The sequence below is a fragment of the Citrobacter portucalensis genome (assembly GCF_023374935.1).
Classification (GTDB): domain Bacteria; phylum Pseudomonadota; class Gammaproteobacteria; order Enterobacterales; family Enterobacteriaceae; genus Citrobacter; species Citrobacter portucalensis.
On record NZ_CP092466.1, the window covers coordinates 797417 to 823341 of the forward strand.

The 25925-nt window shown below is 51.3% G+C and carries 24 protein-coding genes and 1 tRNA gene; 14 read left to right on the forward strand and 11 right to left on the reverse strand.

Annotation, left to right across the window (positions count from 1 at the left end; all coding sequences use genetic code 11):
* Positions 1 to 6: 6 nt before the first annotated feature.
* Genes LY264_RS03870 through LY264_RS03910 form a run of 9 tightly spaced genes read left to right on the forward strand, consistent with a single transcriptional unit; the run spans position 7 to position 11546 of the window.
* On the forward strand, positions 7 to 273 hold the full coding sequence (locus LY264_RS03870) for a PAAR domain-containing protein (RefSeq protein ID WP_071692255.1): 267 nt from the start codon (positions 7 to 9) through the stop codon (positions 271 to 273).
* 4 nt (positions 274 to 277) lie between these two features.
* Complete coding sequence (locus LY264_RS03875) at positions 278 to 1462, forward strand: hypothetical protein (RefSeq protein ID WP_131820861.1); 1185 nt, start codon at positions 278 to 280, stop codon at positions 1460 to 1462.
* Positions 1434 to 4820 carry an ImcF-related family protein gene (locus tag LY264_RS03880; protein ID WP_071692257.1) on the forward strand — a complete coding sequence of 1129 codons (3387 nt, stop codon included), beginning with the start codon at positions 1434 to 1436 and terminating at the stop codon, positions 4818 to 4820. Before LY264_RS03875 ends, LY264_RS03880 begins: the two co-directional genes overlap by 29 nt.
* The gene (tssA, locus tag LY264_RS03885) at positions 4817 to 6415 is read left to right on the forward strand and encodes a type VI secretion system protein TssA (RefSeq protein WP_071692258.1); all 1599 of its coding nucleotides are present in this window, start codon (positions 4817 to 4819) and stop codon (positions 6413 to 6415) included. The genes LY264_RS03880 and tssA overlap by 4 nt, the downstream gene beginning before the upstream one ends.
* Positions 6416 to 6437: 22 nt before the next feature.
* Positions 6438 to 8204, forward strand: coding sequence for a type VI secretion system baseplate subunit TssF (gene tssF / locus LY264_RS03890; protein WP_071692259.1), 1767 nt, complete (start codon positions 6438 to 6440; stop codon positions 8202 to 8204).
* The gene (gene tssG, locus LY264_RS03895) at positions 8165 to 9253 is read left to right on the forward strand and encodes a type VI secretion system baseplate subunit TssG (protein ID WP_071692260.1); all 1089 of its coding nucleotides are present in this window, start codon (positions 8165 to 8167) and stop codon (positions 9251 to 9253) included. Before tssF ends, tssG begins: the two co-directional genes overlap by 40 nt.
* Complete coding sequence (gene tssJ, locus LY264_RS03900; RefSeq protein WP_071692261.1) at positions 9228 to 9761, forward strand: type VI secretion system lipoprotein TssJ; 534 nt, start codon at positions 9228 to 9230, stop codon at positions 9759 to 9761. The genes tssG and tssJ overlap by 26 nt, the downstream gene beginning before the upstream one ends.
* Positions 9761 to 10204, forward strand: a complete 444-nt coding sequence (tssE, locus tag LY264_RS03905; protein WP_003825386.1) for a type VI secretion system baseplate subunit TssE — start codon at positions 9761 to 9763, stop codon at positions 10202 to 10204. The genes tssJ and tssE overlap by 1 nt, the downstream gene beginning before the upstream one ends.
* A gap of 1 nt (position 10205) precedes the next feature.
* A complete protein-coding gene (locus LY264_RS03910; RefSeq protein ID WP_071692262.1) occupies positions 10206 to 11546 on the forward strand; it encodes an ImpA domain-containing protein in 1341 nt (446 codons plus the stop codon).
* Between the two features lie 204 nt (positions 11547 to 11750).
* Here LY264_RS03910 and LY264_RS03915 read toward each other — a convergent pair.
* Together LY264_RS03915 and LY264_RS03920 are read right to left on the reverse strand one after the other, a co-directional pair.
* Positions 11751 to 11826, reverse strand: a tRNA-Phe gene (locus LY264_RS03915).
* A gap of 105 nt (positions 11827 to 11931) precedes the next feature.
* Positions 11932 to 12639 (reverse strand): DUF554 domain-containing protein, encoded by a 708-nt coding sequence (locus tag LY264_RS03920; RefSeq protein WP_048215570.1) that lies wholly within the window; start codon positions 12637 to 12639, stop codon positions 11932 to 11934.
* A 468-nt stretch (positions 12640 to 13107) separates the two neighbouring features.
* Here LY264_RS03920 and LY264_RS03925 point away from each other — a divergent pair, with 468 nt between their 5' ends.
* Positions 13108 to 15243: an ornithine decarboxylase gene (locus tag LY264_RS03925; protein ID WP_048225505.1), complete on the forward strand. Its 2136-nt coding sequence runs from the start codon at positions 13108 to 13110 to the stop codon at positions 15241 to 15243.
* A 52-nt stretch (positions 15244 to 15295) separates the two neighbouring features.
* On the opposite strand, the gene LY264_RS03930 is transcribed toward LY264_RS03925, so the two are convergent.
* The 4 genes from LY264_RS03930 to mutY all read right to left on the reverse strand — a co-directional run bounded on the left by LY264_RS03930 (position 15296) and on the right by mutY (position 19284).
* Positions 15296 to 16552 (reverse strand): nucleoside permease, encoded by a 1257-nt coding sequence (locus LY264_RS03930; protein WP_008785778.1) that lies wholly within the window; start codon positions 16550 to 16552, stop codon positions 15296 to 15298.
* Between the two features lie 210 nt (positions 16553 to 16762).
* Positions 16763 to 17848 carry a membrane-bound lytic murein transglycosylase MltC gene (gene mltC / locus LY264_RS03935; protein WP_008785777.1) on the reverse strand — a complete coding sequence of 362 codons (1086 nt, stop codon included), beginning with the start codon at positions 17846 to 17848 and terminating at the stop codon, positions 16763 to 16765.
* An 86-nt stretch (positions 17849 to 17934) separates the two neighbouring features.
* Positions 17935 to 18204: an oxidative damage protection protein gene (locus LY264_RS03940; RefSeq protein WP_003027126.1), complete on the reverse strand. Its 270-nt coding sequence runs from the start codon at positions 18202 to 18204 to the stop codon at positions 17935 to 17937.
* 27 nt (positions 18205 to 18231) lie between these two features.
* Positions 18232 to 19284: an A/G-specific adenine glycosylase gene (gene mutY, locus LY264_RS03945; protein ID WP_048225861.1), complete on the reverse strand. Its 1053-nt coding sequence runs from the start codon at positions 19282 to 19284 to the stop codon at positions 18232 to 18234.
* Between the two features lie 160 nt (positions 19285 to 19444).
* Here mutY and trmB point away from each other — a divergent pair, with 160 nt between their 5' ends.
* From trmB to ansB, 4 genes are all read left to right on the forward strand, one after another.
* Positions 19445 to 20164, forward strand: a complete 720-nt coding sequence (gene trmB, locus LY264_RS03950) for a tRNA (guanosine(46)-N7)-methyltransferase TrmB (protein WP_003825406.1) — start codon at positions 19445 to 19447, stop codon at positions 20162 to 20164.
* Positions 20164 to 20490: a YggL family protein gene (locus tag LY264_RS03955; RefSeq protein WP_003027115.1), complete on the forward strand. Its 327-nt coding sequence runs from the start codon at positions 20164 to 20166 to the stop codon at positions 20488 to 20490. The genes trmB and LY264_RS03955 overlap by 1 nt, the downstream gene beginning before the upstream one ends.
* A 49-nt stretch (positions 20491 to 20539) precedes the next feature.
* Positions 20540 to 21259, forward strand: a complete 720-nt coding sequence (locus LY264_RS03960) for a YggN family protein (protein ID WP_003825409.1) — start codon at positions 20540 to 20542, stop codon at positions 21257 to 21259.
* 188 nt (positions 21260 to 21447) lie between these two features.
* On the forward strand, positions 21448 to 22494 hold the full coding sequence (gene ansB / locus LY264_RS03965; RefSeq protein ID WP_003027108.1) for an L-asparaginase 2: 1047 nt from the start codon (positions 21448 to 21450) through the stop codon (positions 22492 to 22494).
* 114 nt (positions 22495 to 22608) lie between these two features.
* Here the strand turns inward: ansB and hemW are convergent, their stop codons facing one another.
* From hemW to LY264_RS03990, 5 genes are read right to left on the reverse strand one after another with little or no spacing between them, the layout of a single operon-like run.
* Positions 22609 to 23745 (reverse strand): radical SAM family heme chaperone HemW, encoded by a 1137-nt coding sequence (gene hemW, locus LY264_RS03970; protein ID WP_171845911.1) that lies wholly within the window; start codon positions 23743 to 23745, stop codon positions 22609 to 22611.
* Positions 23738 to 24331 (reverse strand): XTP/dITP diphosphatase, encoded by a 594-nt coding sequence (locus tag LY264_RS03975; protein WP_003825414.1) that lies wholly within the window; start codon positions 24329 to 24331, stop codon positions 23738 to 23740. Before LY264_RS03975 ends, hemW begins: the two co-directional genes overlap by 8 nt.
* 7 nt (positions 24332 to 24338) lie before the next feature.
* Positions 24339 to 24629 carry a DUF167 family protein YggU gene (gene yggU / locus LY264_RS03980; protein WP_003027101.1) on the reverse strand — a complete coding sequence of 97 codons (291 nt, stop codon included), beginning with the start codon at positions 24627 to 24629 and terminating at the stop codon, positions 24339 to 24341.
* Complete coding sequence (locus LY264_RS03985; RefSeq protein ID WP_003825417.1) at positions 24626 to 25192, reverse strand: YggT family protein; 567 nt, start codon at positions 25190 to 25192, stop codon at positions 24626 to 24628. Before LY264_RS03985 ends, yggU begins: the two co-directional genes overlap by 4 nt.
* Positions 25193 to 25210: 18 nt before the next feature.
* Positions 25211 to 25915: a YggS family pyridoxal phosphate-dependent enzyme gene (locus tag LY264_RS03990; protein WP_048215572.1), complete on the reverse strand. Its 705-nt coding sequence runs from the start codon at positions 25913 to 25915 to the stop codon at positions 25211 to 25213.
* Between the last annotated feature and the right edge of the window lie 10 nt (positions 25916 to 25925).

Sequence of the window (25925 nt, forward strand, 5' to 3'; positions counted from 1 at the left end):
TGAAATATGTCAAAAGGCTTTGTTTTGCTTGGTGATAAAACGACTCATGGAGGAAGTGTGATATCTGCATCTTCTACCATGTTTGTTCAAGGGAAAAAAGTAGTTCTTCTGGGGGATCTGGTCAGTTGTCCGATACCCTTCCATGGCATAAATCCTATTATTGAAGGTTCATCAGAATGGTTTTCTGATGGTAAACCGATAGTTGTCGATGGATGCCATAGTCTATGTGGATGTCAGGTTATTTCAAGTGCGCCGGAAGCATCAATAGGATGAAACCATGGGCTGGGAACGCCATAGAATTATCACGCCCGTACCTCCTGAACCTCTTTCTCTCTGGCGATGGATACTGGTCGGTATATTATCAGTAATAGTAAGCATCTTACTTTTTGTATTGCATGCAACAGAGCATCTGTTTTTTATTAATGATGTCAATATCTGGCTGGTTTCACTTTTTCCAGTGTTCCTATGGTTAATAATTGCCAGTATTAGAGGGTGTTTATATGGGCGGGCGCTTGAATATTATGAGTTTTTGCAAAAAGAAATATTGCTTTCTCAGCGGGAATGGCAGTCTTGGGGGCAGCGCTCTATTGTCGTGATAAATAGCTGCGTATTGTTACCAGAGAAAATTACCGTTGCAATTATTGCTGGTAATTCAAAAAATACTGCGAACCAATATGATTTGGTTCATCGTATAAATTATTTACCTCAGGTCAAAAATCAATGCCATGCCGCGGCTGTGTTGCTTAACACTATAGCTGAGTCTCTGAGCATATTACCGACTGGCATTCCGTTGCATGTAACTCTCGTCACGGACGGTTCAACTGAAGAAATTTGCTTACTGCAAACCAACTTTCATCACATCTGGCAGACAAGTTTACCTGACAGCCTGCAGCCTTCCTCTGTACGGATTGTCACTGAGTTTCCGTGCCACCGACTGGATACGATTCTGAAAAATGCTGAAATCAGAAGCGATCTTTTTCTGATTTTGCAATTTAATGGGCAGGATAAATATTCTGATGGCATGGCTGTTTTTCTTTTAACCAGTGATGATGTTGCGCGCAATTACGGTTTGGAAGGCAAATGTCGTTTATTGCGTCCAATGCCTTTGGATAAATCGCGTTTGCCGCATGATTTAACCACTTTTATTACTACACAGGTCAGTGCGAAAAAAACCAGGACCATTGTGTCTGATTACCAGTCAATTGCTTCGTGGAGTACGCAACTCTATTCAATTGCTCATGAAAATGGTGTTCATTGGCAGGTTGAAAACACCATTGTTCTTGAACGATTTATGGGGATCCCCGGTCCATTTTCCGGTTGGCTATGTGCTGGTGTGACCGCTGATATGTCAATGCATCACTCAGCATCATATTTGATCGTTTCTGTTCAGGAACAACAGCCATATATCTGTACCGTTTTACCCTGGAGTGATAATGAATACGACAAGCCATCTATGGAGTAGGGGAAGCCAGGCTGTTTTGTTTTTGGTAGTCCTGGCGGGATTATCATGGCTGGCGAATCGCTTTGGTGAGTATCTGGGCGCAGATTCACCTACGAAGAAATTTCTCTTAGTTGTAGCCACGGCAATTTTAATTATTTTGATTCGCCTGTATCCGCATATCAGCATTTATGCAAGGGAGCATCTGTTTCGCATAAAAGAGGAAAACGTCGGAGTTTTTCCTGAAAATGAATCCCGAATAGAGGAAACACTCTCCAGGAATATGCGGACAGGAGAAATTCGTGATGCACTTAAAGAGAGTTACGGCCGCCGCTGGCGCGCCAAAACGCGTCTCCTACTGGTGATGGGGGATGCCTCCCAGGTTGATCAATTAGTACCTAAACTCACCTCTCAACGCTGGGTTGAAGGGGATGGCGTGGTGTTAATCTGGGGAGGTACGCTCACTGAAGCGCCAGATGCATCGTTGTTTGATGCGATACGCAAGCTGCATCGGCGTCCGCTGGATGGGATTGTATGGGTAACCCCCACTTTTCAGCACCAGGATACACTGGTTCAATCGGCACCTGTTGTCTCTTTAACCGCAGAACAAATAGATAATGCCGCCCGCCATTTTCAGGCTGTTTTTACCACGCTCCGCTGGCGAGTACCGTTATATCTTTGGTCGCTGTATGGCGCTCAATTCGTCCGGGATGACGTAACCTTGCACTCTGCGACATGTTTGTTCCCTGCAGGATGCACCACGGCTTTATGTCGTTCGCAGTTGACCTCGCTGGTAATGCAGATGGCGGAGCAGGGTACGCAGCAGGTTACGCGCAATATCCGCGATAACTTCTTACTGAAAATGGCTAATTTGCTGATGCCTGGCGCAGAAGCTATCAGCGAATCGTTGTCCACTTTTTTCAGCCCGCATCGGCCTCTGCCGCTGGCGGCGGTAATCCTGAGCCAGTATGCGGAAAATACTTCATCGCACGTCGCGCATGCCTGGATGCGTGATGAGCGCTGGCGTGCGCTGCTTGATTCACTCCCTGCGTTACCTGCTGAACTTAAGGCACAGCGTACAGGCCGTTCAGGGATGCGCGTGCTGGCAGTCGGTACAGCCGGTTTGATGCTGCTATGGGGGGCGGGGATGGTGGTGTCTTTCCTGGCGAATCGCACTCTGATTGGCGAAAGTCTGGACCAGGCGAGCCTGGCAGGCGGTGCGGATAAACCGCTCGCCGAGCGTCTTACGGCGCTGTCTGCTCTGCAGCAAACGCCAGGCATGCTTCGCTGGCGTCAGCAGAATGGGACGCCGTGGTACTACCGTTTCGGCTTAAGCCAAAATGATGCTCTGCTGGATGCGCTATGGCCGCGCTATACGCGTATCGCTATTCCGCTCCTGCGTGATGAAGCCGCCCAACATCTTACCCAGGAATTAACGGCGTTAACCCGACTGGCTCCAGACAGCCCGCAGTTTGCCGCCCAGGCAAAGATCGCCTACAACCAGTTGAAAATGTATCTGATGCTTTCCCGGCCTGAACAGATGGAGGCGTCATTTTTTAGTCAGGCGCTGATGCAAGACTGGCCGGAGCGAGCGGGTATTTCGCGCGCATCATGGCAGGGCGTTGGCCCTGGGCTCTGGCAATTCTGGGGAGAGAACCTTCAGGCGCATCCTGAATGGAAGATAGCAGCCGATAAAAATCTTATTAGCCAGGTGCGAACGCTGTTAATTCGTCAGATGGGGATCCGCAATGGCGAAGCCGCCCTGTATCAGAAAATCATTGAACAGGTAACGCCGCATTACACCGATCTTCGTCTGGAAGACATGACCGGCGATACCCGGGCAGAGCACGTATTTTATACCCACAGTTCGGTTGCTGGCGTGTATACCCGCAAAGCCTGGGAAGAGGAGGTTTTGCCCGCCATTGAGAAAATTGTAAACAACCGTCGGGAAGAAATGGATCAGGTGCTGGGAGATGATACGCATTCTGCAAGTGACCCTCTCTCTCCACAGGCCTTAAAGGTGCGTCTTAGCGAGCGTTACTTCACGGATTTTGCCGACAACTGGCTGGATTTTCTCAACAGTATTCGCTGGAAGCGCACCCAGACGCTAAGTGATGCTATCGATCAACTCACGTTGATTGCAGATATCCGTCAGTCTCCTCTGGTTGCGTTAATGAATACGCTCGCCGTTCAGGGACGAACAGGGTTAACCGGAGAAGCGCTGTCGGACTCACTGGTGAAGTCGGCAAAGGATCTATTTAACACCAAAGAAAATCAAACCATTGACCAACATGCGCGGGAAGAAGGCCCTATGGCGAGTACCTTCTCGCCAATCCTGGCATTAATGGATGAACAATCGGCTGGGCAGGATATCAGTCATCTGAGTCTGCAAACCTACCTGACCCGGGTAACGCAGGTCAGGCTGAAACTCCAGCAGATTACTAACGCTGCCGATCCGCAAGGCATGAGCCAGGCGCTGGCGCAAACGGTGTTTCAGGGTAAAACCATCGATCTCACCACCACGCGTGACTATGGCAATCTGGTGGCTGCCAGTCTGGGGCAAGCATGGAGTGGATTTGGTCAAACGATGTTTGTACAGCCGCTGGAGCAGTCATGGCAGCAGGTGTTGCAACCAACCGCGGCGGGCCTGAATGCGCAATGGAAGGCGCTGATTGTGAATGACTGGAACAGCGCATTCGGCGGACGTTATCCGTTTCGCGATGTTGGCAGCGAGGCTTCTCTGCCGCTGCTGGCGCAATATCTGCGAAGCGATAACGGGCGAATCCCGCATTTTCTCGAAAGTCATTTAAGCGGTGTGCTGCATAAACAGGGAAGTCACTGGGTTGCCGACACGGTGAATGCTCAGGGGCTGGAGTTTAATCCGGCGTTCATTGAGGCAATGGATCAGCTCAGTCAAATTGCGGATGTCGCATTTATTCGTGGGGAAGCTGGGATGCGTTTTGAATTGCGTCCTGGAACGGCGCGCGACGTGATGCAGACTGACCTCGTGCTGGATGGACAGAAACTCACCTACGTTAATCAGATGCCAGCGTGGAAAAATGTTGTCTGGCCTGCTGATACTCAGGCTTCAGGGGCAACCCTAAGCTGGGTGAGCACCAATACGGGAACCCGAATCTACTCCGATAATCCTGGTACCTGGGGCTGGATAAGATTGCTTGAGAAAGCGGAGATAACCGATAACGCTGGCGTGGGCAGCGGTTTTAACCTGCGCTGGACTGCGCAGGATGGATTGCCGCTGAACTATACCCTGCGAACGGAAGCCGGTGAAGGTCCCCTTGTATTACTCAAACTCCGCGATTTTGAACTACCAGAAGCAATTTTTGTTGTAAGCGGCAATATTTCCTCAGAGGAAGAAGAATGAGTGCCCTGAAACGTCTACTGGCCGCCAGTACGGCTTCGCCAGATGAACAACAGCAACTAATGGAACAGGCGCAAACGCAGACTACGCTATGGAAAAACTGGCTATTGCCCATTTCAGCAGCCAACCCCGGTGGTGAAGATCCTGGCTATGACGATGATTTTCAGCGCATGCGAGAGGAGGTGAATAAACTTTCTGGCGCACAAACGGATCTCATCATTGAGCTTGCGGAAAAACTTCTGATCACCACCTGTAAGGATGTCCGTGTTGTCACTTACTACACATGGGCACGTTTGCATCAGGATGGTGAGTCCGGCCTGGCGGATGGTCTGATTTTGCTGGCTGGGCTGATGCAACAATATGGCGATTCTCTCCATCCCTTAAGAGCCAACAGTCATAAAGCTGCTCTTGAATGGCTGGCTGGCGGGCGGATGCTGGATAGTCTGGCGCGTTTTCCCGAAGTTTCACGACCTGACGCGCAACGGATCGCCGGTGCGCTGATGCTGCTGGAGCAGCAGTTTAGCCTGCGAGAGGAGAGTATTCGTCCTGGGCTTGGGGCGCTGTATAGCGCGCTGGAGAACCGTCTGGCCCAATCTGGCGGGGCTCAGGCATTGGTACCGCAAAATATCAGTGCTCAACCCAGTCGGCACAGCGCAGAAACTCCTGTCCTTAAAAGTATTGCCTCTGGCCGTGAGCTGCTGGAGCAGGCGCGGGTGTTGGCGAAATACTTAAGCGATCAGCCGGATGGCTGGCTGGCGGCGCATCATTTGATGAAAAGCGTGCGGCTCGATACGGTCAGCCAGCTTCCACCGCCAGATGGCGCCGGACGTACGCGCCTGGTACCGCCCAAGAGTGATTATCGCGCGCAGCTCAAACGTCTCTATTTGCAGCAAAGTTGGACTGAACTGATTGAGTTAACGGACAGCTTATTTGTTGAGGGAGTGAATCATTTCTGGCTGGACGTGCAGTGGTACCTTCATCAGGCATTAACAAGAGCGGGATCGCCATGGGATAAAAATGCCGGGATTATTATCAGCGATCTGAAAATGCTGCTGCATCGGATGCCGGGGCTGGAAACGCTGGCGTTTAACGATGGGACTCCCTTTGCAGATGATGTCACGCGTGAGTGGATAGCCCGTGACGTGCTACAGGAAAGTGACTGGCAGATGGAAAAAATCGCTGCGGCTAGTGCAGGAGCGGACGACGATATTCTGCTACTTGAAGGCGAAGCTTTGACGTTAGCGGATAGCGAAGGCGTTGAAGCCGCGCTCGCCTGGGTTCAGGCACGCCCAGGTATTGTTTCACGTCGACAGCGTTGGTTACGCCAGCTGTTGATGGCCCGTCTGACAGAACAATGTGGGCGCAACGATCTCGCGCTGCATTTGCTTGGGGAATTGAATACTACAGCACACTCTCTCACTCTCAAACAATGGGAGCCTGAGCTGCTGTTTGAAGTTAAAGCGCGACGGCTGAAACTTTTGCGATTAAAAGCCAACCGCAGTGAAAGTGACAAAGCGCGTCTGGCACCAGAGATGGACTCACTGTTGTCCGGTTTGGTCGCCATTGATCCCGCCAGAGCCGCCGTTTTGTGCGGTTAAAACAAAATAAGCGAACTGTGAAATGGAAGATTTAACTCTGCGTTATTATGACGCGGAAATGCGTTATTTAAGGGAAGCGGCAAAAGAGTTTGCGCAGGCGCATCCGGATCGTGCAGCGATGCTGGATCTGGATAAAGCCGGCATTCCCGATCCCTATGTGGAACGGTTATTTGAAGGTTTTGCATTTTCGATGGGGCGATTGCGCGCCAAAATAGACGATCATCTCCCTGAATTTACCGAAGGGGTGATGAGTCTGCTGTGGCCACATTATTTACGTACCATTCCCTCCTTAAGTATTGTCGAGCTTTTACCTGATATTGATGTGCTGAAAATGAGCGAGCGGATTAACGCGAGGTTTGGCGTATTGTCACAGCCCGTTGGCCCTAAAAAAACGGTATGTCAGTATCGTACTACCCAGCCCGTCACGCTCAATCCGCTGTCTGTCGCGGCGGTGAATATTGATGCCGAACCTGATGGGCGCTCGGTCATCCGTCTACAAATAAAGTGCAATCCACAGATGGACTGGTCGCAAACTGATCTGACGCGTCTCAGCCTTTACCTCAGCGGTGACGCGCCGGTAACCCACGCGTTGCACCTGGCTTTGACAAAGCGTCTGGCTTCTCTTTATTTGAGACTCCCCAACAGCGTAGAACGTATTCGGCTGGAGGGTTTCTTTTCCCCGGGTGGATTTGCCGATGAAGACAGTTTGTGGCCAAAAGGCGATACGGCGTTTGGCGGCTGGCAATTATTGCTTGAGTATTTTACGTTCCGCGAAAAATTTATGTTTGTCCATCTTAACGGTCTGGAAAAAATATCGTTTCCTGAGGGTATAGACTGCTTTGAAATAGAAGTGATACTGACTCAACAGTGGGATTCTGAGCTTCCTGTGGGGAGTGAAAACATTCGTCTTCATTGTGTTCCGGTTATTAATCTTTTCACTATCGAAGCCGATCCGCTGGTAGTTAATGGTCTGGAAAGCGAATATTTGCTGCGTCCGCGAAGGTTGCAAGATGGCCACACGGAAATTTATGCAGTCGATGCGGTTTCAGGATCACAGCGAACGCGTAACGCCGTTTATGCCCCTTTCACCAGTTTTCGCCACAAGGGAGGCATGATGCGCCGAAACGCACCCGAGCGTTATTACCATACGCGTGTCAGACGCGGCGTATCCGGGTTGTATGATACATGGCTGATCCTCGGCGGAGATGCCTGGGAGCGGGAGCGCCTTGCTGAGTATGAAACCTTGTCTTTGAAAGTGACCGGAACAAACGGTCAGCTACCGCGGCGAGCTTTGCAAAGTACATTGCTCAATCGTTGTGAGCAGATCCTCCAGACGCCGCTTGCCGTGCGCAATCTGTCTAAACCGACGCTACCTGCTTACCCTCCCGCTGAGGATCGTTTTCACTGGCGAGTGTTGAGTCACCTGGGATCCAGCTTTCTGAATATGATGGCCAGCGCTGAAGTGCTCAAAGGAACGTTGTCTCTCTATAACTGGCAGGATGATGAACTTAATTATCGTCGTCTGGATGCGATCATGGATGTTCAACAACATGAAATACAGCGCTTTGAAAAAGGATTTCTACTCCGTGGTGTGGACATCGAAGTAACGCTTGATGAAAACGGATTTACAGGCGAAGGCGATATTCATCTGTTTGGTGAAATGCTTAACCGCTTTTTTGCATTGTATGCGGATATTCATTTGTTTAATCAGCTTACTTTAATCATACAGCCGGCAGGGAAAAGCTTGCGATGGAAAGAGAATCACAATCAGCGACTACCCGGTTGCTAACGAGCCTTGGCGAACACCTGCCCCGTACTAATTTTTATCGTTTCTGTCAGTTGCTGGAACAGTGGGATCCACAAGCGCCCTGTCCCGGAAGCCAACAAAGCCCACGTTTCGATACTATTCGTTTTCGCCCTCATCCGGGGATGGGATTCCCGGCGGGTGAACTAAAAAGTGCAGAATATGATCCGCAGCAACCCACACTTCCACCAACGGTTCGTGTCACTTTTATGGGGCTGTATGGCGTGGAATCGCCGCTGCCGACAACCTATCAGGATGATATTGCCCAGCGTCAGGAAGGTGCGGACGTTGCCGCTGAGTTTCTGGATATTTTTAACCATCGCTTAATTACGCAATTTTATCGAATCTGGCGTAAATACAGCTATCCAGCGACTTTTCGCTCAGGCGCGACAGATGAGACTTCACAATATTTGCTGGGGTTGACTGGGCTGGGAATTCAGGGGTGCGCCACACAAACAGCTACCCCGATATCACGTTTTTTGGCGCTGCTGGGAATAATGAGAATGCCAACGCGTACGGCAGAAGGTATATCCGCGCTGGTTTCTTTATTATCGCCAACAACAAATACCACCGTGACCCCTCATGATAAACGCTTAATCCTGCTGGATAAGGCGTTAAAAATGAGTGTGCGGCAACCCATTAGCCTCCATTCTCGTCCGGTGATGGGACGTAGCGCCGTAGATATTAACAGTCAGGTGCTAATTACGCTTACAACGGACGTTCCCGATGAAGCTCGCGAATGGTTACCGGGTGGCCAGCTTTACCATGATTTTCTCGCGCTGATGCACGTTTATTTAGGTGCCAGAGTGAATGCGAGACTGCAATTACGCATTCCTCGAACGGTGCTTCCGGATGCTCATCTTACCAGTAATAAAAGCGAGCACGCAGTTCAGCTTGGCCGCACGGCTGTGATGCGTCTGGATAACCAGGAAGATAAGAATCAATTTATAACAATTAAGCTTGGGCTTTGGCAGAGCCTTACTCAACATGTTCAACGGAGGGAAGCCGATGAGACTGGCGATTATCGCTATTAATTTTGCCGTAATAACCGGATTGGTCAGTTTAGTTACTGGGTGTGGTCTGACACAAAAAGTATCTGAAGGTACCGTGTCATTAACGAAGTCGATTTTTTATAAGGAAATTAAAACCCTGCATTTGGATCTTTCCGCCAGAGAAGCCGCAAATAAAAATGCGCAGGGCATAGCGCTTTCGACGGTCGTGCGTATTTACCAACTCAAAGATCGAAAAGCATTTGACTCGGCTAATTATCAGTCCTTATTTGCGCAAGATAGTACGGTGGTGAAAGCAGATTTATTGGCTCAGAGAGATGTTCGGGTACGACCTGGTGAAAGCGTAACTGTCGATATCCCACTCGAGAACGAAGCGCAATATGTTGCCGTGGCGGGAATGTTTATTTCTCCCGATCAGTCTGAAGATTCATGGCGTGTGGTATTACGTCGTGAAGATCTCGATCCTGATAAGGCGCGAGTGATTGAATTAAATTCTCAGGCTCTGGTTCTCCTGATGCAGGAGGATGAGTAATGATTAAACAGCCTTCTCTTTATGACATCTTGCTGGGTAATTTTTCCGGTGGTTTTCCTTTGCACGCAGTCAGCGAAAATACGCAGGTCATCTTGTCCGTCCTCGATAATATGCAGCGCATTTTGAATACTCGTGCCGGTAGCCTCAAACATTTACCCGATTATGGTCTGCCGGATATGACCAAAATCCTCCAGGGTATGCCGGGAACAGCACATCAGCTTATCAGCACGCTTTCTCAGGTTTTGTTGAAGTATGAACCGCGACTAAAAGACATTCAGGTAACGATGCAGGAGCAGGAAATGCCGGGGCATTTGCGTTATTCCATTGATGCGGAACTTCATGATCTTGGCATTGTGCGCTATGGCACTGATTTTACCCCTGAGGGGCGGGTTCTTATTCGTCATCTTAAGAAGCAGGGGTGGCTTGAGACGGGAGTGTACTGACATGGAAAAGAATCGCATCAGCACCGGCGACGATCCGCGTGCTTTCACGGAGTTTGGTCAGTTACGCGATGAAATCAGCAAGCTGACTCACCCCGCACGCCCGGACGTTGACTGGCAAAAGGTGGAACAGTTAAGCCTGGCGCTGTTTCGTCATAACGGAGTCGAACTGCAAACACTGGCCTGGTATACCGTCGCCAGAATTCGTAGCGCAGGTCTGGCTGGGCTAGCCGAAAGCGCGGAACTGCTGGAGGCATTACTGACGCATCACTGGAGCGTAATATGGCCGCAGCAAACCCATGCCCGCGTTGAAATATTGGCATGGCTGTCAGCTCGTTTACAGCAAGAATTACGCACGCTAACGTTGTCATATGCGGATTTATCGATGGTGTATCGGGTTGAGCAGAGTCTGAAACATGTCTGTGAGGTGCTGCAACGCCTTGAGTTAAAAACGTTAAGTAAACTAGACGCAGTCGTTACCTGGATGCATAACGCAGCTTTACGCCTGGAGAAGTCTGAAGCGGATTCGGGATCCACCGCTGTGATGATACCGGCTTCAGGTACGACTAATCACGCTGAGACGTCTTTGCCACAGTTGGTCTTTGTGGTTAATGAGGCATCGTCGCCCGATCAATCAAGCGCAGCAGAGTTTGCTACTCAAACCGTTCATCGACCCCGGCGAATGTGGTTGGGATTCACCATCGGTGTCATGGTTACGGCAGTGGTGAGTACAGGCGCTTTTCTTGGAATCAGCCCTATGTGGGCCGACAGATTTGAACTGGTTCAGCCATTGCCACGGGGGCTGACACCTGAACAATTGTCCACATTGAAACATTCCTCAGATTTGAAGGAGAAGAAACAGGAATTAATCGCCGCAACGCAAGGGCAATTGGACGTTTTACATCGCCTGTCACCTTTGTGGTCAAGAGAATATGCCGCATCATTAGCACAGCAGTTAGTCACCCTGTGGCCGGAAGAATCGCAGACTACGGTATTCGCCAATGGATTACAGAAACAGTTAAACACGGAAGCGTTGCCGGAAAGTGCTCTGCAAAACTGGCATCATGCCCAGCAGGGGCTGGAGGCGTTAACTGCCCAGCTAAATTCGCTTGATGAACGTAAAGGTAAATATCTGACGGGTTCGGAGCTGAAATCAGCCATTTTCACTATCCGCCGCCAGCTTGACCAATCGCCGCCGACAGAAGAGTTATTGCGTCAAATTGATGAGGAGTTAAAAAAGCAGGGAAGTGTATCACCCGCTTTGTATCAGCAACTCGATATGCGGATTAATCAGCTTCTTAATCGTTATGCGCTGTTGAAACAAAGTTCGGTGAGGAGAGAATAGTGATTATTCGCCAAAAGCAAAAACCCGCCTTTTGGGCGTGAGTGGTGCCTGGACTCGGACTAACGCTGTAAGCGTTGAACAGCGCGCTTGTCGCGCTGGCCCCGAAGGGGTGAGCCGCTGGCGGCGAATAATCGAACGAAGTTCGATGAAGAGTCCGTTTCGCCAAAAGCAAAAAACCCGCCATAGGCGGGTTCTTCTAAATAGTGGTGCCCGGACTCGGAATCGAACCAAGGACACGGGGATTTTCAATCCCCTGCTCTACCGACTGAGCTATCCGGGCAACGAGGCGCATTAAAACCGATTCGCTTCGTTTCGTCAACGAAATTTCTTCAAATCAACGCAGACTGCACAATCTATCACCACATTGTTGCTATTGCACGCATCCTCAGGCAAAAAATGCCGTCCACGCGGCGGAAAGCGGCATTGCCAGCAGAAGGGCAGGAAGCATATTCACAACCGCAAACATTTTGATTCCACAAATACGTAAACCGGTTGCCAACAACAGTAGCCCACCTACGGCGCTGAAATCGGCCATCATGGCTGGCGTCGTCAGGGGCAAAATCATTGCCGCGCAGGTGGCAAGCGTTAGCTGGATTGCCAGCATTGGTACACAAATTGCCGATACCGCGATACCTAATGAACAGGCAAAAATGATGGCCGTGAAGAAATCAAGAAACGACTTGGCGATTAAAATATTCGGATCGCCGGTCATCCCTTCATGTATCGCCCCGAAGATCCCGGTACCACTGGCGCAAAATAGCACGATGATGGCCACATAGCTCTGGATGAAGGATTCGTGCGTGGTGTTGGCATCCGACCGGGTGAAAAGCTGCTGCGCTTTGGCAACCGCGGTATTGATCCCTTTTTCCAGATAACAGAACTCACCAATTAATGCACCGACCAACGTAGCCAGGACCATCACCGGTAGGTTAGCGCATTTGATAACCAGCAAAATACCAATTCCCAAAGAGCACAATCCGAATATGGAGGTCATGGAGGCACGAATGCGTTCCGGTAAATGCTGGCTGAGTAGTGCGCCGAGAACACCACCAAATAAAATGGCGCCAGCATTAATAAAGGGTCCAATTACCACGTTTGCTCCTGCATACCCATTATCGTCTTGATGCTAAAGGCAATTCTCTGGGTAAAATATGTTTTCAGATTGCATTATTATGCCGCGATTGACAGGCGGATTGCTTGTTTATCTGTGAGGTTCAGGCTCCGGATTTTATCTTGCGCCTGAAAGTGAAAGGTGCCATGATTGCGCGAATTTTCTCCTGTCTGAATGGGGCTGCCTGGGATGATATTACTCCCCCTACATCGCCTTCAACATCGCCTTTTTGCGCGACGTTTGCCCCTTCCTGCGACTTATCTTTACGCTCCCACCATGCGGTGAGGGCAGCGCACGCTCACTGCAGGATAACAGTAAAATCAGAGGCTATCTGCTTTTACTGATGTCTGGCGGTCGGGGCTGGTAACCAGTTTGACCTGTCATTTCGTGGGCAAAGCAATATGGCTTTGTCCGGGACTTTTGATTTTCCCGAAACGGGTTATTGCGCTTATGAAATCAATGAAAATTGCCGCCAGTGGAGAACTGGTTTCTCGTCTGTCCAGCCATCGTCAGGTGGTGTCGCTGGACAGTACTGATTTTACTGACGTTGCGGCAGTCGTCATTACCGTTGCGGATAGCCGCAGCGGGATCCTTGCTTTGCTGAAACGCACCGGTTTTCATATACCCGTGTTTCTGTTCGCAGAGTCGGATGTTGATCTGCCGGCGGGCGTGAATGCGGTCATTCGCGGTCAGGCGCAGGACTGGCTGGAGCTGGAGTCTGCTGCCTGTCAGTATGAAGAAGATTTGCTGCCGCCGTTCTATGACACGTTGACTCAGTATGTCGAGATGGGGAACAGCACATTTGCCTGCCCAGGACATCAACACGGTGAGTTCTTTAAAAAGCATCCCGCGGGGCGCCATTTCTACGAGTTCTTTGGCGAGAATCTGTTTCGCGCGGATATGTGCAACGCCGACGTTAAGCTTGGCGATCTGCTGATTCATGAAGGCTCGGCGAAACATGCGCAGAAATTTGCCGCGAAAGTTTTCCACGCGGATAAAACCTACTTTGTGCTGAACGGGACCTCTGCTGCCAATAAAGTAGTAACCAATGCGCTGCTGACGCGCGGCGATCTGGTGCTGTTTGACCGTAATAACCATAAGTCGAACCACCACGGTGCGCTGATCCAGGCGGGTGCGACGCCGGTGTATCTGGAAGCGGCGCGTAATCCGTTTGGCTTTATTGGTGGTATTGACGAGCACTGCTTTGATGAGGAGTATCTGCGCCAGCAACTTCGCGAGGTTGCGCCGCAAAAGGCCGATCAACCGCGCCCGTTCCGTCTGGCGATCATTCAGCTCGGCACCTATGACGGTACGATCTACAACGCCCGGCAGGTGATCGACAAGATCGGTCATCTGTGTGATTACATCCTGTTTGACTCCGCATGGGTCGGTTACGAGCAATTTATTCCGATGATGGCCGATGGGTCACCGCTGCTGCTGGAGCTTGATGCTAACGATCCGGGGATTTTTGTCACCCAGTCGGTACACAAACAGCAGGCCGGATTCTCGCAAACTTCGCAGATCCACAAAAAGGATAACCATATTCGCGGTCAGGCGCGGTTCTGCCCGCATAAGCGTCTGAATAATGCATTTATGCTGCATGCTTCCACCAGTCCGTTTTACCCGCTGTTTGCGGCGCTGGATGTTAACGCCAAAATCCATGAAGGCGAGAGCGGCCGTCGGCTATGGGCGGAGTGTGTGACGCTGGGCATTGAGGCCCGTAAAGCGATACTTACCCGCTGCAAGATGATTCAGCCGTTTATTCCCCCGGTAGTTGATGGCAAACCGTGGGAAAGCTATCCGACGCAGGTGATTGCCAGCGAGCGCCGCTTCTTTAGCTTTGAACCGGGTGCTAAATGGCATGGTTTTTCCGGCTACGCGCGTGACCAGTATTTCGTTGACCCTTGCAAACTGCTGTTAACCACTCCGGGCATTGACGCACAAACCGGGCAATATACCGAGTTTGGTATTCCGGCGACGATTCTGGCGCATTACCTGCGTGAAAACGGCATCGTACCGGAGAAATGCGACCTTAACTCGATTCTGTTCCTGCTGACCCCGGCAGAAAGCGCAGAGAAACTGGCGCAACTGGTGGCGATGCTGGCGCAGTTTGAGCAGCATATTGAAGACGATACGCCGCTGGCAGATGTGCTGCCCACTATCTTCAACAAGTATCCGGTACGCTATCGGGATTACACGCTGCGTGAACTGTGCCAGGAGATGCACTCACTGTACGTCAGCTTTGATGTGAAAGATCTGCAAAAAGCGATGTTCCGTCAGGAAAGTTTACCTGCCGTGGCGATGAACCCACAGGATGCGAACAGCGCTTTTATCCGTGGTGATGTTGAACTGGTGCGGATTAGTGAAGCAGCTGGCCGCATTGCGGCGGAAGGTGCGCTGCCTTATCCTCCGGGCGTGCTGTGCGTGGTACCGGGCGAAGTATGGGGTGGGGCGGTACAGCAATATTTCCTGGCGCTGGAAGAGGGCGTAAACCTGCTGCCAGGCTTCTCGCCGGAGCTGCAAGGAGTTTACAGTGAAACGGATGCAGACGGTATTAAGCGTCTGTATGGATATGTGGTGAAGTAAGTGCAAAAAAAGCGGGTTACCTTTTGGCAACCCGCTTTTCTCTGCGTAAACGTTAGTGCGCGATAGTCTGGGTGCCTGCTGGAACGCGTACGTGTTTGTATTTAAACAGCGCAACGAAGGCAAAAGCCAGAACCAGCGAGTAACCTGCGAAGATCAACCACACGGTCTGCCAGTCGGTAATACCGTTCAGCGTATAGTGTTCAACGACTTTACCGCTCACCAGTCCGCCCAGAATACAACCGAAACCGTTGGTCATCATCAGGAACATACCCTGTGCGCTGGCGCGGATTTCAGGGCGTACTTCTTTCTCCACGAACACGGAACCAGAGATGTTGAAGAAGTCGAAGGCGCAGCCGTAAACAATCATCGACAGAACCAGCAGCACGGTACCGAACGGAGTTGGATCGCCGTAGGCAAACAGGCCGAAGCGCAGCATCCACGCCACAATACTGATAAGCATCACGTTCTTAATACCGTAACGGCTTAAGAAGAACGGGATGGTCAGGATAAACAGCGTCTCGGAAATCTGTGAAATCGACATCATCACCGATGCGTGTTCCACGATAAAGCTACCGGAGAACAGTGGGTTGTTATCGAAGCTGTGCAGGAAGGTGTTACCAAACATATTGGTAATCTGCAGCTCTGCGCCCAGCATCATTGAGAAGATGAAGAAAATCGCCATACGCTTGTTTTTAAACAGCGCGAAAGCATCCAGACCGAGCATTGATGTCCAGCTCTGGTTTTTCTGCTGATTGGCAACCGGAATATGCGGCAGCGTCAGGGTGAACAGTACCAGTACCAGGGACAATGTCGCACCGATATACAGCTGCATATGGCTCAGTTCAAAGCCGGAGAAGCTCACGGCCCACATCGCCAGAATAAAGCCGATGGTGCCCCAGATACGAATTGGCGGGAAGTCGGTAACGATATCCATCCCGGCAGATTGCAGGCGATAGTAGGAGATGGTGTTGATTAGCCCCAGTGTTGGCATATAGGCCAGGGAGTTAAGCAAGATCACAAAGAACATTGCCCCTGGCGTGGTGACTTCGGCTGCGGCAAACAGCGTTCCTGCGCCGACCAAGTGGCAAAGGGCGTAAACCCACTTCGCACTGATCCATTTATCGGCCACGATCCCTAACAGCGTTGGCATAAACACGGCGGCGATCCCCAGCGAGCTATACACCGCGCCAATGGATGCACCATCGAATTTAAGGGTGACAAACATATAGGAGCCGAGGGTAGTGAGCCAACTACCCCATAAGCAGAACTGCAGAAACGAGAGAACTTTCAGCTGCAGCTTAAGATTCATGTTAATTTCCTCACACCGTAATGCGGATGAATGTTTTAAAAGGCACATTTGCCGTGGCTATATGATGTGATTCTATCAATGAGAGGCACTCTTTTTTTGTTACCTGTGACAAATATTTGCAAACAATTTCTGATTGCAAAGCAAAAGAGTGATGGAGTTAACATTTTTGGTGCTTCAGGCCCCCGTTTTAGGGGGCTGAAGAGGAATACATTAGCGGCGTCGATAGGATTTTTGTGCGGAATTGACCTTGTAAAGGTATCGGCGTGATTCAGCAGAGGGATGTCGGGTGGTCAGCGTTTGATAAACGTCACCTGGAGACATGCTGTTAATGATATTCGCGGCCTGAATTTTATCGTTCGAGAACACGCGCAGCACGCTGCCCGCACCGCCGTTGTACGCGGTGATTACCGCATAGCGGCGTGAGGTCGGATTATCGATACCACCTAAATAGACATTGTTGAGCATTGCCAGATAGGCCGTGCCGGTATCAATGTTGCTGGCCGGGTCAAACAAGAAGCTACGGCTTGGTGTGCCTGAGCGCCCTTGCGAGCGGAACACATCTTTCCCGGCGCTGTGCTGTACCACCTGCATCAGTCCCAGCGCATCGGCATGGCTCACCGCATACGGGTTAAACGAGGATTCGGTTTGCATGATAGCCAGAATCAGCGACTCGTCGACGCCATACTTACGTGAAGCCTGACGCACCATACCGACGTATTTATGCGCGCGCTTATCAAGGTGGTTCGGCACCAGATTGATCGTCACGCTATAGATGATACGCAGGCCATTGCTGCGGCTTTTAAGTCGTGTTTGCAGCAGGTAGTTGGCAAAGTTGGTGGCACGCCCCTCCCAACGAATGGGCTGGCCGGTATTATCAACCACCTGTCCGTACAGGAATGGCTCTTTGGAAATCTTAATGTCGTCGACATCGGAATAGAGGTCGATAGAACCCGGATCATCGCCCATCAGCAATGTCTTGATAATCGCCCGACGCAGGTGTCCGGCGGGATCTGTCCCGGCAATGGTCTCGACGGTTATCGTACCGTCATCAAAGTTGATATGGCTGCGGGTTTGATACTGATCGGTATACTTGACGTAGTCCTTCGGACCCGCAATCAGCACTTCCTTAAATCCCCACAAATTCTCAATATTATGGGCAAATTGCCCCATCAGAATATCAAAACCGTTGGTATCCTTGACCCAGGCTTCGTTATAGGAATCGCCTTTTTTGGTCGAACTGGAACAGGAGATGAGCAACGGCGCAATAACGGCAAGCGCGAGAAATTTTTTCATCATTCCGGGAGTGCGTGTTGTGTTTGTTGTTTGCAAGGACCAGATTAAAACGTAGGCCGGATAAGCGCAGCGCCATCCGGCAACGGTTCTTATGATTCTGGCGTATAGCCTTCAATATGCACATCCTTACCTTCAAACAGGAAGTTAATCATCTCCTGTTCCAGTAACTTACGGTGTTCGACGTTCATCATATTGAGTTTTTTCTCGTTAATCAGCATGGTCTGTTTATGCTGCCATTGCGCCCATGCTTCTTTAGAAATCTCGTTATAAATGCGTTTTCCCAGATCGCCCGGGTACAGCTGAAAATCCTGGCCTTCTGCTTCGCGTTGCAGGAAAGTGCAAAAAATCGTTCTGCTCATAAAAAGTCCTCTCTATCGTCCGGTACGTTAAACGTGTGTACCGGCACGTAATTGCTGTAACAAACGCTCCACGGGAGCCGCCAGTCCGACCGACGGCGGTTGCGCTAAGTTATACCAGAGCGCGTTGCCTTCATCCATGCATGAGGTGAATGAAGACACGGGAAGCCACATAGGCACAATATCTAAGTGGAAATGGCTAAAGGTATGGCGAAACGCATTAAGTTGGTTCAGATTATCTGCGTTAATTTGTCGTAGCGCCAGCCAGTTGCGCAGTCCATCTTCGTCGTCAAACTGCGGAAAACAGTATAAACCACCCCATAAGCCGCTGGGCGGTCGCTGTGAGAGCAGCACTTCGTCATCATGCTGCATCAGTAAAAAATAGCCCGTTCGTTCCGGTAGCGTCTGTTTGGGCTTTTTACCGGGATACAGCGCCCAACTTGCATTGGCGCTCGCCACACAGCCATTTTCCAACGGACACAGGGAACATTTAGGTTTTGAGCGCGTACAGACCATTGCGCCTAAATCCATCATCGCCTGATTAAAACGCTCAACACCCTGGGCCGGCGTAACTTGCTCGCTCAGCTCCCACAGCTTCTTTTCGACCTCTTTTTTACCCGGCCAGCCGCTTACAGCATAACAGCGAGCCAGCACGCGTTTGACGTTACCGTCGAGAATCGGAAAATGCTGACCCAGAGAGAGAGAAAGGATCGCGCCTGCGGTTGAACGTCCGACGCCAGGTAGGGCGGCTACTTCATCAAAGGTTTGCGGAAATATACCGCTATGCAGCGTCACAACCTGCTGCGCGGCTTTATGCAGATTTCGCGCACGGGCGTAATAACCCAGCCCGGTCCACAAATGCAGCACTTCATCCAGCGGCGCATGGGCCAAATCCGTTACCGTTGGGAAGCGCGCCATAAAGCGCTCAAAATAGGGGATAACGGTCGCAACCTGAGTTTGTTGCAGCATTACCTCAGAGAGCCATACTTTGTAAGGCGTCTTGTCAATTTGCCAGGGCAGCGTTTTCCGCCCGTATTTGTCGTACCAGCTCAAAACCTGAGCCGAAAATTGAGACGCTTGCATGATTACCGTTTCATTATTGCCGGGGGCAAGATTGCAGCACAGCGGCAACGGGGTGTAAACCGGAACTTTCCGCTGCTCACTTTCTTCCTTTACTTGCATCCGGCAACTAACTTTGGATAATGCCCGTTTTCAGAACTCAAACACAGCAGACTAAACTTTTATGAAGAACGACGTCATTTCACCGGAATTTGATGAAAACGGCCGCCCTCTGCGCCGGATTCGTAGTTTTGTTCGTCGCCAGGGGCGACTGACGAAAGGGCAGGAACACGCGCTGGAAAACTACTGGCCGGTGATGGGCGTTGAGTTCAGCGAAGAGCCTGTAGATTTCGCAGAACTGTTTGGCCGTGACGCGCCAGTCACGCTGGAAATCGGTTTTGGTATGGGAGCGTCGCTGGTTGCAATGGCGAAAGCGCGTCCGGAACAGAATTTCCTCGGCATTGAGGTTCACTCACCTGGCGTTGGTGCGTGTCTGGCTTCAGCCCATGAAGAGGGTGTCGAGAACCTGCGCGTCATGTGCCATGATGCCGTTGAAGTCCTGCATAAAATGATTCCTGACAATTCTTTATCTATGGTTCAGCTGTTTTTCCCTGACCCGTGGCATAAAGCACGTCATAATAAACGCCGTATCGTTCAGGTACCGTTTGCTGAGCATATCTTAAGTAAGCTGAAGCTGGGCGGCGTGTTCCATATGGCGACCGACTGGGAAGCGTATGCGGAGCACATGCTTGAAGTGATGTCCTCGATTGACGGGTATAAAAACCAGTCAGAGAGTAACGATTATGTACCGCGCCCGGAATCGCGCCCGGTAACCAAATTTGAACAACGTGGTCATCGTCTTGGCCACGGCGTATGGGACTTAATGTTCGAGAGGGTGAAATAATGGCAAAGAACCGTAGCCGTCGTCTGCGTAAAAAGATGCACATCGAAGAATTCCAGGAAGTAGGATTTTCGGTTGCATGGCGTTTCCCGGAAGGTACATCTGGAGAGCAGGTCGATCAAATCGTTGATGACTTTATCAATGAAGTCATCGAACCGAACAAACTGGCTTTTGACGGCAGCGGCTATCTGGCCTGGGAAGGTCTGATCTGTCTGCAGGAAATCGGCAAATGCACCGAAGAACACCAGGCAATCGTGCGTAAGTGGCTGGAAGAGCACAAACTCGAAGAAGTGCGTACCAGCGAACTTTTCGATATTTGGTGGGACTAAGTAGCACAGGGTCGGCAAATGCCGACCCGATTTGTATTGAGGGAAAGATATGATGCGCAAAACGCTGCTGGCGGCAGTCCTAACGTTCACGGCGATGGCCGCACATGCAGATTACCAGTGCAGCGTCACCCCGCGTGACGATGTGATTTTGAGCCCACAAACGGTGCAGGTGAAGGGCGAGAATGGCGACCTGGTTATTACCCAGGCTGGCGATGTCACCTTCAACGGTAAACAGTACAACCTGAACGCCGCACAGCGTGAGCAGGCTAAAGATTATCAGGCGGCGTTGCGTAGCAGCCTGCCGTGGATCGACGAAGGTGCCAGAGCGCGCGTAGAGAAAGGTCGCGTGGCGCTGGACAAAATCATCGCCAAAGAGGTCGGTGAAAGCAGCAACATGCGTGGCCGCTTAACCAAGCTGGATGCGCAATTGAAAGAGCAGATGAACCGCATCATCGAGCATCGAACTGATGGCCTGACTTTCCATTATAAGGCGATTGATCAGGTCCGCGCGGACGGACAACAGCTGGTTAATCAGGCGATGGGCGGCATTTTGCAGGACAGCATCAACGAAATGGGGGCGAAAGCCGTGCTCAAAGGCGGTGGTAATCCACTGCAGGGCGTACTCGGAAGCCTCGGTGGTTTGCAGACCTCAATTCAGAACGAATGGAAGAATCAGGAACAAGACTTCCAGCAGTTTGGCAAAGATGTCTGTTCCCGCGTTGTGACGCTGGAAAACGATCGTAAAACGCTGGTTAGCACTCTGAAATAATCTTCACCTCTTATTAACGGCACAGAAACATTCTGTGCCGTTTTATTTTGTATATTTCTGTTTTTTTGATATCCATCTCTAAGAACGGCAATTTGGTGGAGATATAAATCTGGTTAATTGGAACTCGTCACATTATTCATCTGTAGGATAGACATAATGCTGCAAATTCAAGTAACTGGAGAAATAACATGGAGTTTTTCAAGAAAACGGCACTTGCCGCACTGGTTATGGGTTTCAGCGGCGCGGCGCTTGCACTGCCAAACATCACCATTTTAGCGACCGGTGGGACGATTGCCGGCGGCGGTGATTCCGCGACAAAATCTAACTACACGGCAGGCAAAGTTGGCGTAGAAAATCTGGTTGAGGCCGTACCTCAATTGAAAGATATCGCTGTCGTTAAAGGCGAGCAGGTGGTGAATATCGGCTCCCAGGATATGAATGACGAAGTCTGGTTAACGCTGGCGAAAAAGATTAATACCGAGTGTGATAAAACCGACGGCTTCGTGGTAACACATGGTACGGATACCATGGAAGAAACCGCCTATTTCCTCGACCTGACCGTCAAGTGTAACAAACCGGTGGTGCTGGTCGGCGCAATGCGTCCGTCTACGGGTATGAGCGCTGATGGCCCGTTTAACCTGTATAACGCAGTAGTAACTGCCGCAGACAAAGCCTCTGCCAACCGCGGAGTGCTGGTGGTGATGAACGACACCGTTATGGATGGTCGTGACGTGACTAAAACCAACACTACCGACGTCGCTACCTTCAAATCCGTTAACTACGGCCCGTTGGGTTACATCCATAACGGTAAAATCGACTACCAGCGTACGCCTGCGCGTAAGCACACCACGTCTACTCCGTTCGATGTGTCTAAGCTGACCGAGCTGCCGAAAGTTGGAATTGTTTATAACTACGCTAACGCCTCCGATCTGCCGGCAAAAGCGCTGGTAGATGCGGGTTACGCCGGGATTGTCAGTGCGGGTGTAGGTAACGGTAACCTGTATAAAACCATTTTCGATACGCTGGCAACCGCCGCGCATAAAGGTACCGTTGTAGTGCGTTCATCCCGTGTACCAACGGGCGCCACTACACAGGATGCAGAAGTTGATGATGCAAAATACGGATTTGTGGCTTCAGGTTCCCTGAACCCGCAAAAAGCACGTGTTCTGCTGCAGCTTGCGCTGACTCAAACCAAGGATCCTAAGCAGATCCAGGAAATGTTTAATCAGTATTAATCGATGAAGGTGGCTGCGCTTACCGCCCTAACCCTGTAGGCCGGATAAGACGCAGCCGCCATCCGGCAATTTGCCTTATGGCGCTACGCTTATCAGGCCTACGCTCACCAGCCATCACTCCGCCAGAAACAGCTCCAGCAGCGAATTCAAGAACAGCTTACCGTGTTGGGTAATCTGCCAGTACTCATGGCATTCACTCAGGTAGCCCTGGGAAATAGCCTCATCGATCTGTCGACGAATAACGTCTTCGGTAAGACCGGTATGTTGCGTGAATTCCGCGCGAGGCGCGGTTTCCAGCAGCCGGAAACGATTCATGAAGAACTCGAACGGCTTATCGGCTTCGGCGACATCGCGCTGGCTTTCGAGATAACGCCCTTGCATATATCCACGGGGATGCCGCGTTTTGGTGGTGCGCAGGATGCGTCCGTCAGGGAATGTGATCTTACCGTGCGCGCCGCAGCCAATGCCAAGATAGTCGCCAAAACGCCAGTAGTTAAGGTTGTGCTGACACTGATAACCCGGTCTGGCGTAGGCTGAGGTTTCGTACTGCTGATATCCCGCGGCGGTCAGTAGCTGGTGGCCTTGCTCAAAAATATCCCACAGCGCGTCATCGTCCGGTAAAACCGGCGGTCGGGAACCGAACAGCGTGTTGGGTTCGATGGTCAACTGATACCAGGAAAGATGCGGTGGGTAGAGCGCGATTGCCTGCTGTAAATCACCCAGCGCCTCTTCCAGCGTCTGATCCGGTAAACCATGCATCAGATCGAGATTAAAGCTGCGTAGCCCCAGACCGCTCGCCAGGTGTGCTGCTCGTTTGGCTTCTTCCGGCCCGTGAATACGTCCCAGACGTTCGAGTTTGGTGGAGCTAAAGCTCTGTACGCCAATCGAGATACGGTTGACGCCAGCGCGTTGATAATCCACAAAGCGATCGGCCTCCACCGTCCCGGGATTCGCCTCCATCGTGATTTCTGCATCTTCGGCCAGATTCAGCCGTGCTCGCACGCCGTCGAGCAGCGTTTGCATCGCCGGGCCAGAAAGCAGGCTCGGCGTGCCACCACCGATAAAAATCGTCTTTACTTCACGTCCCTGGGCGTGGGCCACCTCAGTATCCAGATCGCTCAGCAGATGCTGCACATAGTCGTCATGAGGGACTTCGCCCTTTAGCGCATGCGAGTTGAAGTCGCAGTACGGGCATTTCTGCACGCACCACGGGATGTGAATATAAAGACTTAGCGGTGGAAGCTTAACCATTACGCAGGGCATCCAGCAACAGCTTCAGTGCCTGTCCGCGGTGAGAAATCGCACTCTTTTCTTCACGGGTCAGCTCAGCCGCGGTTTTCCCTTCAGACGGCACAAAGAAGATCGGGTCGTAGCCAAAACCACCGTTTCCGGCAGGTTCACGGGTAATCACGCCCGGCCAGCTTCCGTGGCAAACAACAGGCGTTGGATCGTCTGCATGGCGCATATACACCAGCACGCAGTGGAACTGCGCCTGGCGCTTGTCATCAGGAATATCCTGCAGGGTGTGAAGCAGTTTTTCCAGGTTCTGCTGATCGGTCGCATCTTCGCCGGAATAGCGGGCTGAATAGATACCCGGCGCGCCGCCAAGGGCATTTACTGCCAGACCTGAGTCATCAGCAATGGCCGGTAAGCCGGTAATTTGCGCGGCATGACGCGCCTTCAGAATGGCGTTCTCAATAAACGTCAGCCCGGTCTCGTCTGCAGAATCAACACCCAGTTCCGTTTGGGCAACAACATCAAGACCGAAATCACTCAGAAGAGAGGCGAGTTCACGCACTTTACCGGCATTGCCGGTCGCGAGGACAACTTTTTGCATGGGATACCTAATCAGTTAACGCCGCAATTTCGGGCGGGATCTGTTGCGGATGAATGATTTTAACCTGTTTGTGACGACCAAGCTCGCCCTTCTCAATGACGACCTGGCTTTTTGCCACACGGAACTGTTTGCCGAGAAACTTCACCAGATGGCTATTGGCCTGGCCATCTACTGGCGGGGCGGTAATGGCGACTTTAACTTCGTCGCCATGTAAACCCACAATACTGTCACGGCTGGCTTTAGGCTGAATGTAGAGCCGTAAAACCAGACCGTCGTCGCAGGGTGTAACGGCACTCATAGCGCCATCCACAGCCCCGGCAGCAGCATGTTGCCTGTCGCCTGCAACACTTCCGCGATGCCCATGTTAATAACGTAGAGCAGCAGAACCAGAATCATTGGGGAGAAATCGATCCCGCCCATGCCTGGAAGTATGCGACGGATAGGACGCAGCAGCGGATCTGCCAGTTGAATCAGCACGTACTCTACAGGACTGCGGCCCTGGCTGACCCAGCTCATAATTGCCATCACCAGCAGCACCCAGAAAATCAGCAGCCCGATAGTCTTCAGGACAATCAGTACGGCGGCGATCCAGATGATCGGCTGGAACGTGACCACCTTAAACAGCACGATTGCTTTGATAAAGCTGAGAACGAGCGCAACTAATGCCGATGCGCTGTCGATCGGCCCCATCGGGGGAATAATGCGGCGTAACGGCCCAATGATGGGCTGAGTGATTTTCACTATAAACTGCGAGAACGGGTTGTAAAAATCGCAGCGAGACCATTGCATCCACACGCGCAGCAGCAGCGCCATGGTATACAGCTCAATTACCGTTGAGAGCAGGAAGGTCAACGTATTCATGGTGTTCCTTAGTTTTCCTTATTTTTTAGTGTAATCACGAGCACCAAAAATGGCAGTGCCAATGCGCACCATCGTGCTACCCGCCGCGATGGCGGCATCCATATCATCAGACATTCCCAGTGAGAGAGTGTCGATGCCTGGGTAGCGTGTTTTCAACCCGGCAAATGCTACCGCCATTTGCTGTGCAACTTCAAACTGCCTTACATAATCTGACTCTGGAGCCGGAATCGCCATCAGACCACGCAGGGTAATGCGCGGCAGTGCAGCGACTTCAGCGGCTAGTGCATCAAGCTCTGCCAGCGAAATTCCTGACTTACTGTTCTCATCGCTGATATTAATTTGGATCAGTACATTGAGCGGCGGCAGTTCCGCCGGGCGCTGCTCGCTCAGACGGGCAGCGATACGCAGACGGTCGATCGTATGGCACCAGTCAAAGTGCTCGGCGACCAGACGACTTTTGTTGGACTGCAGCGGGCCGATAAAGTGCCACTGCAGATCGTTGACGCCTTTTTCCTGGAAGTAGCGGATTTTATCCACCCCTTCCTGCACATAGTTTTCACCGAAGGCTCGCTGCCCTGCGGTAATGGCTTCTTCGATGGCGCTCGCAGGTTTGGTTTTACTGACTGCAAGCAGCGTAACTTCTTCTGAAGACCGCCCGCAACGCGTCGCGGCGGCTGAGATTTTGTCCCGGACATGTGCCAGGTTATGCGCGATATCGTTCATTTTCCGAGGA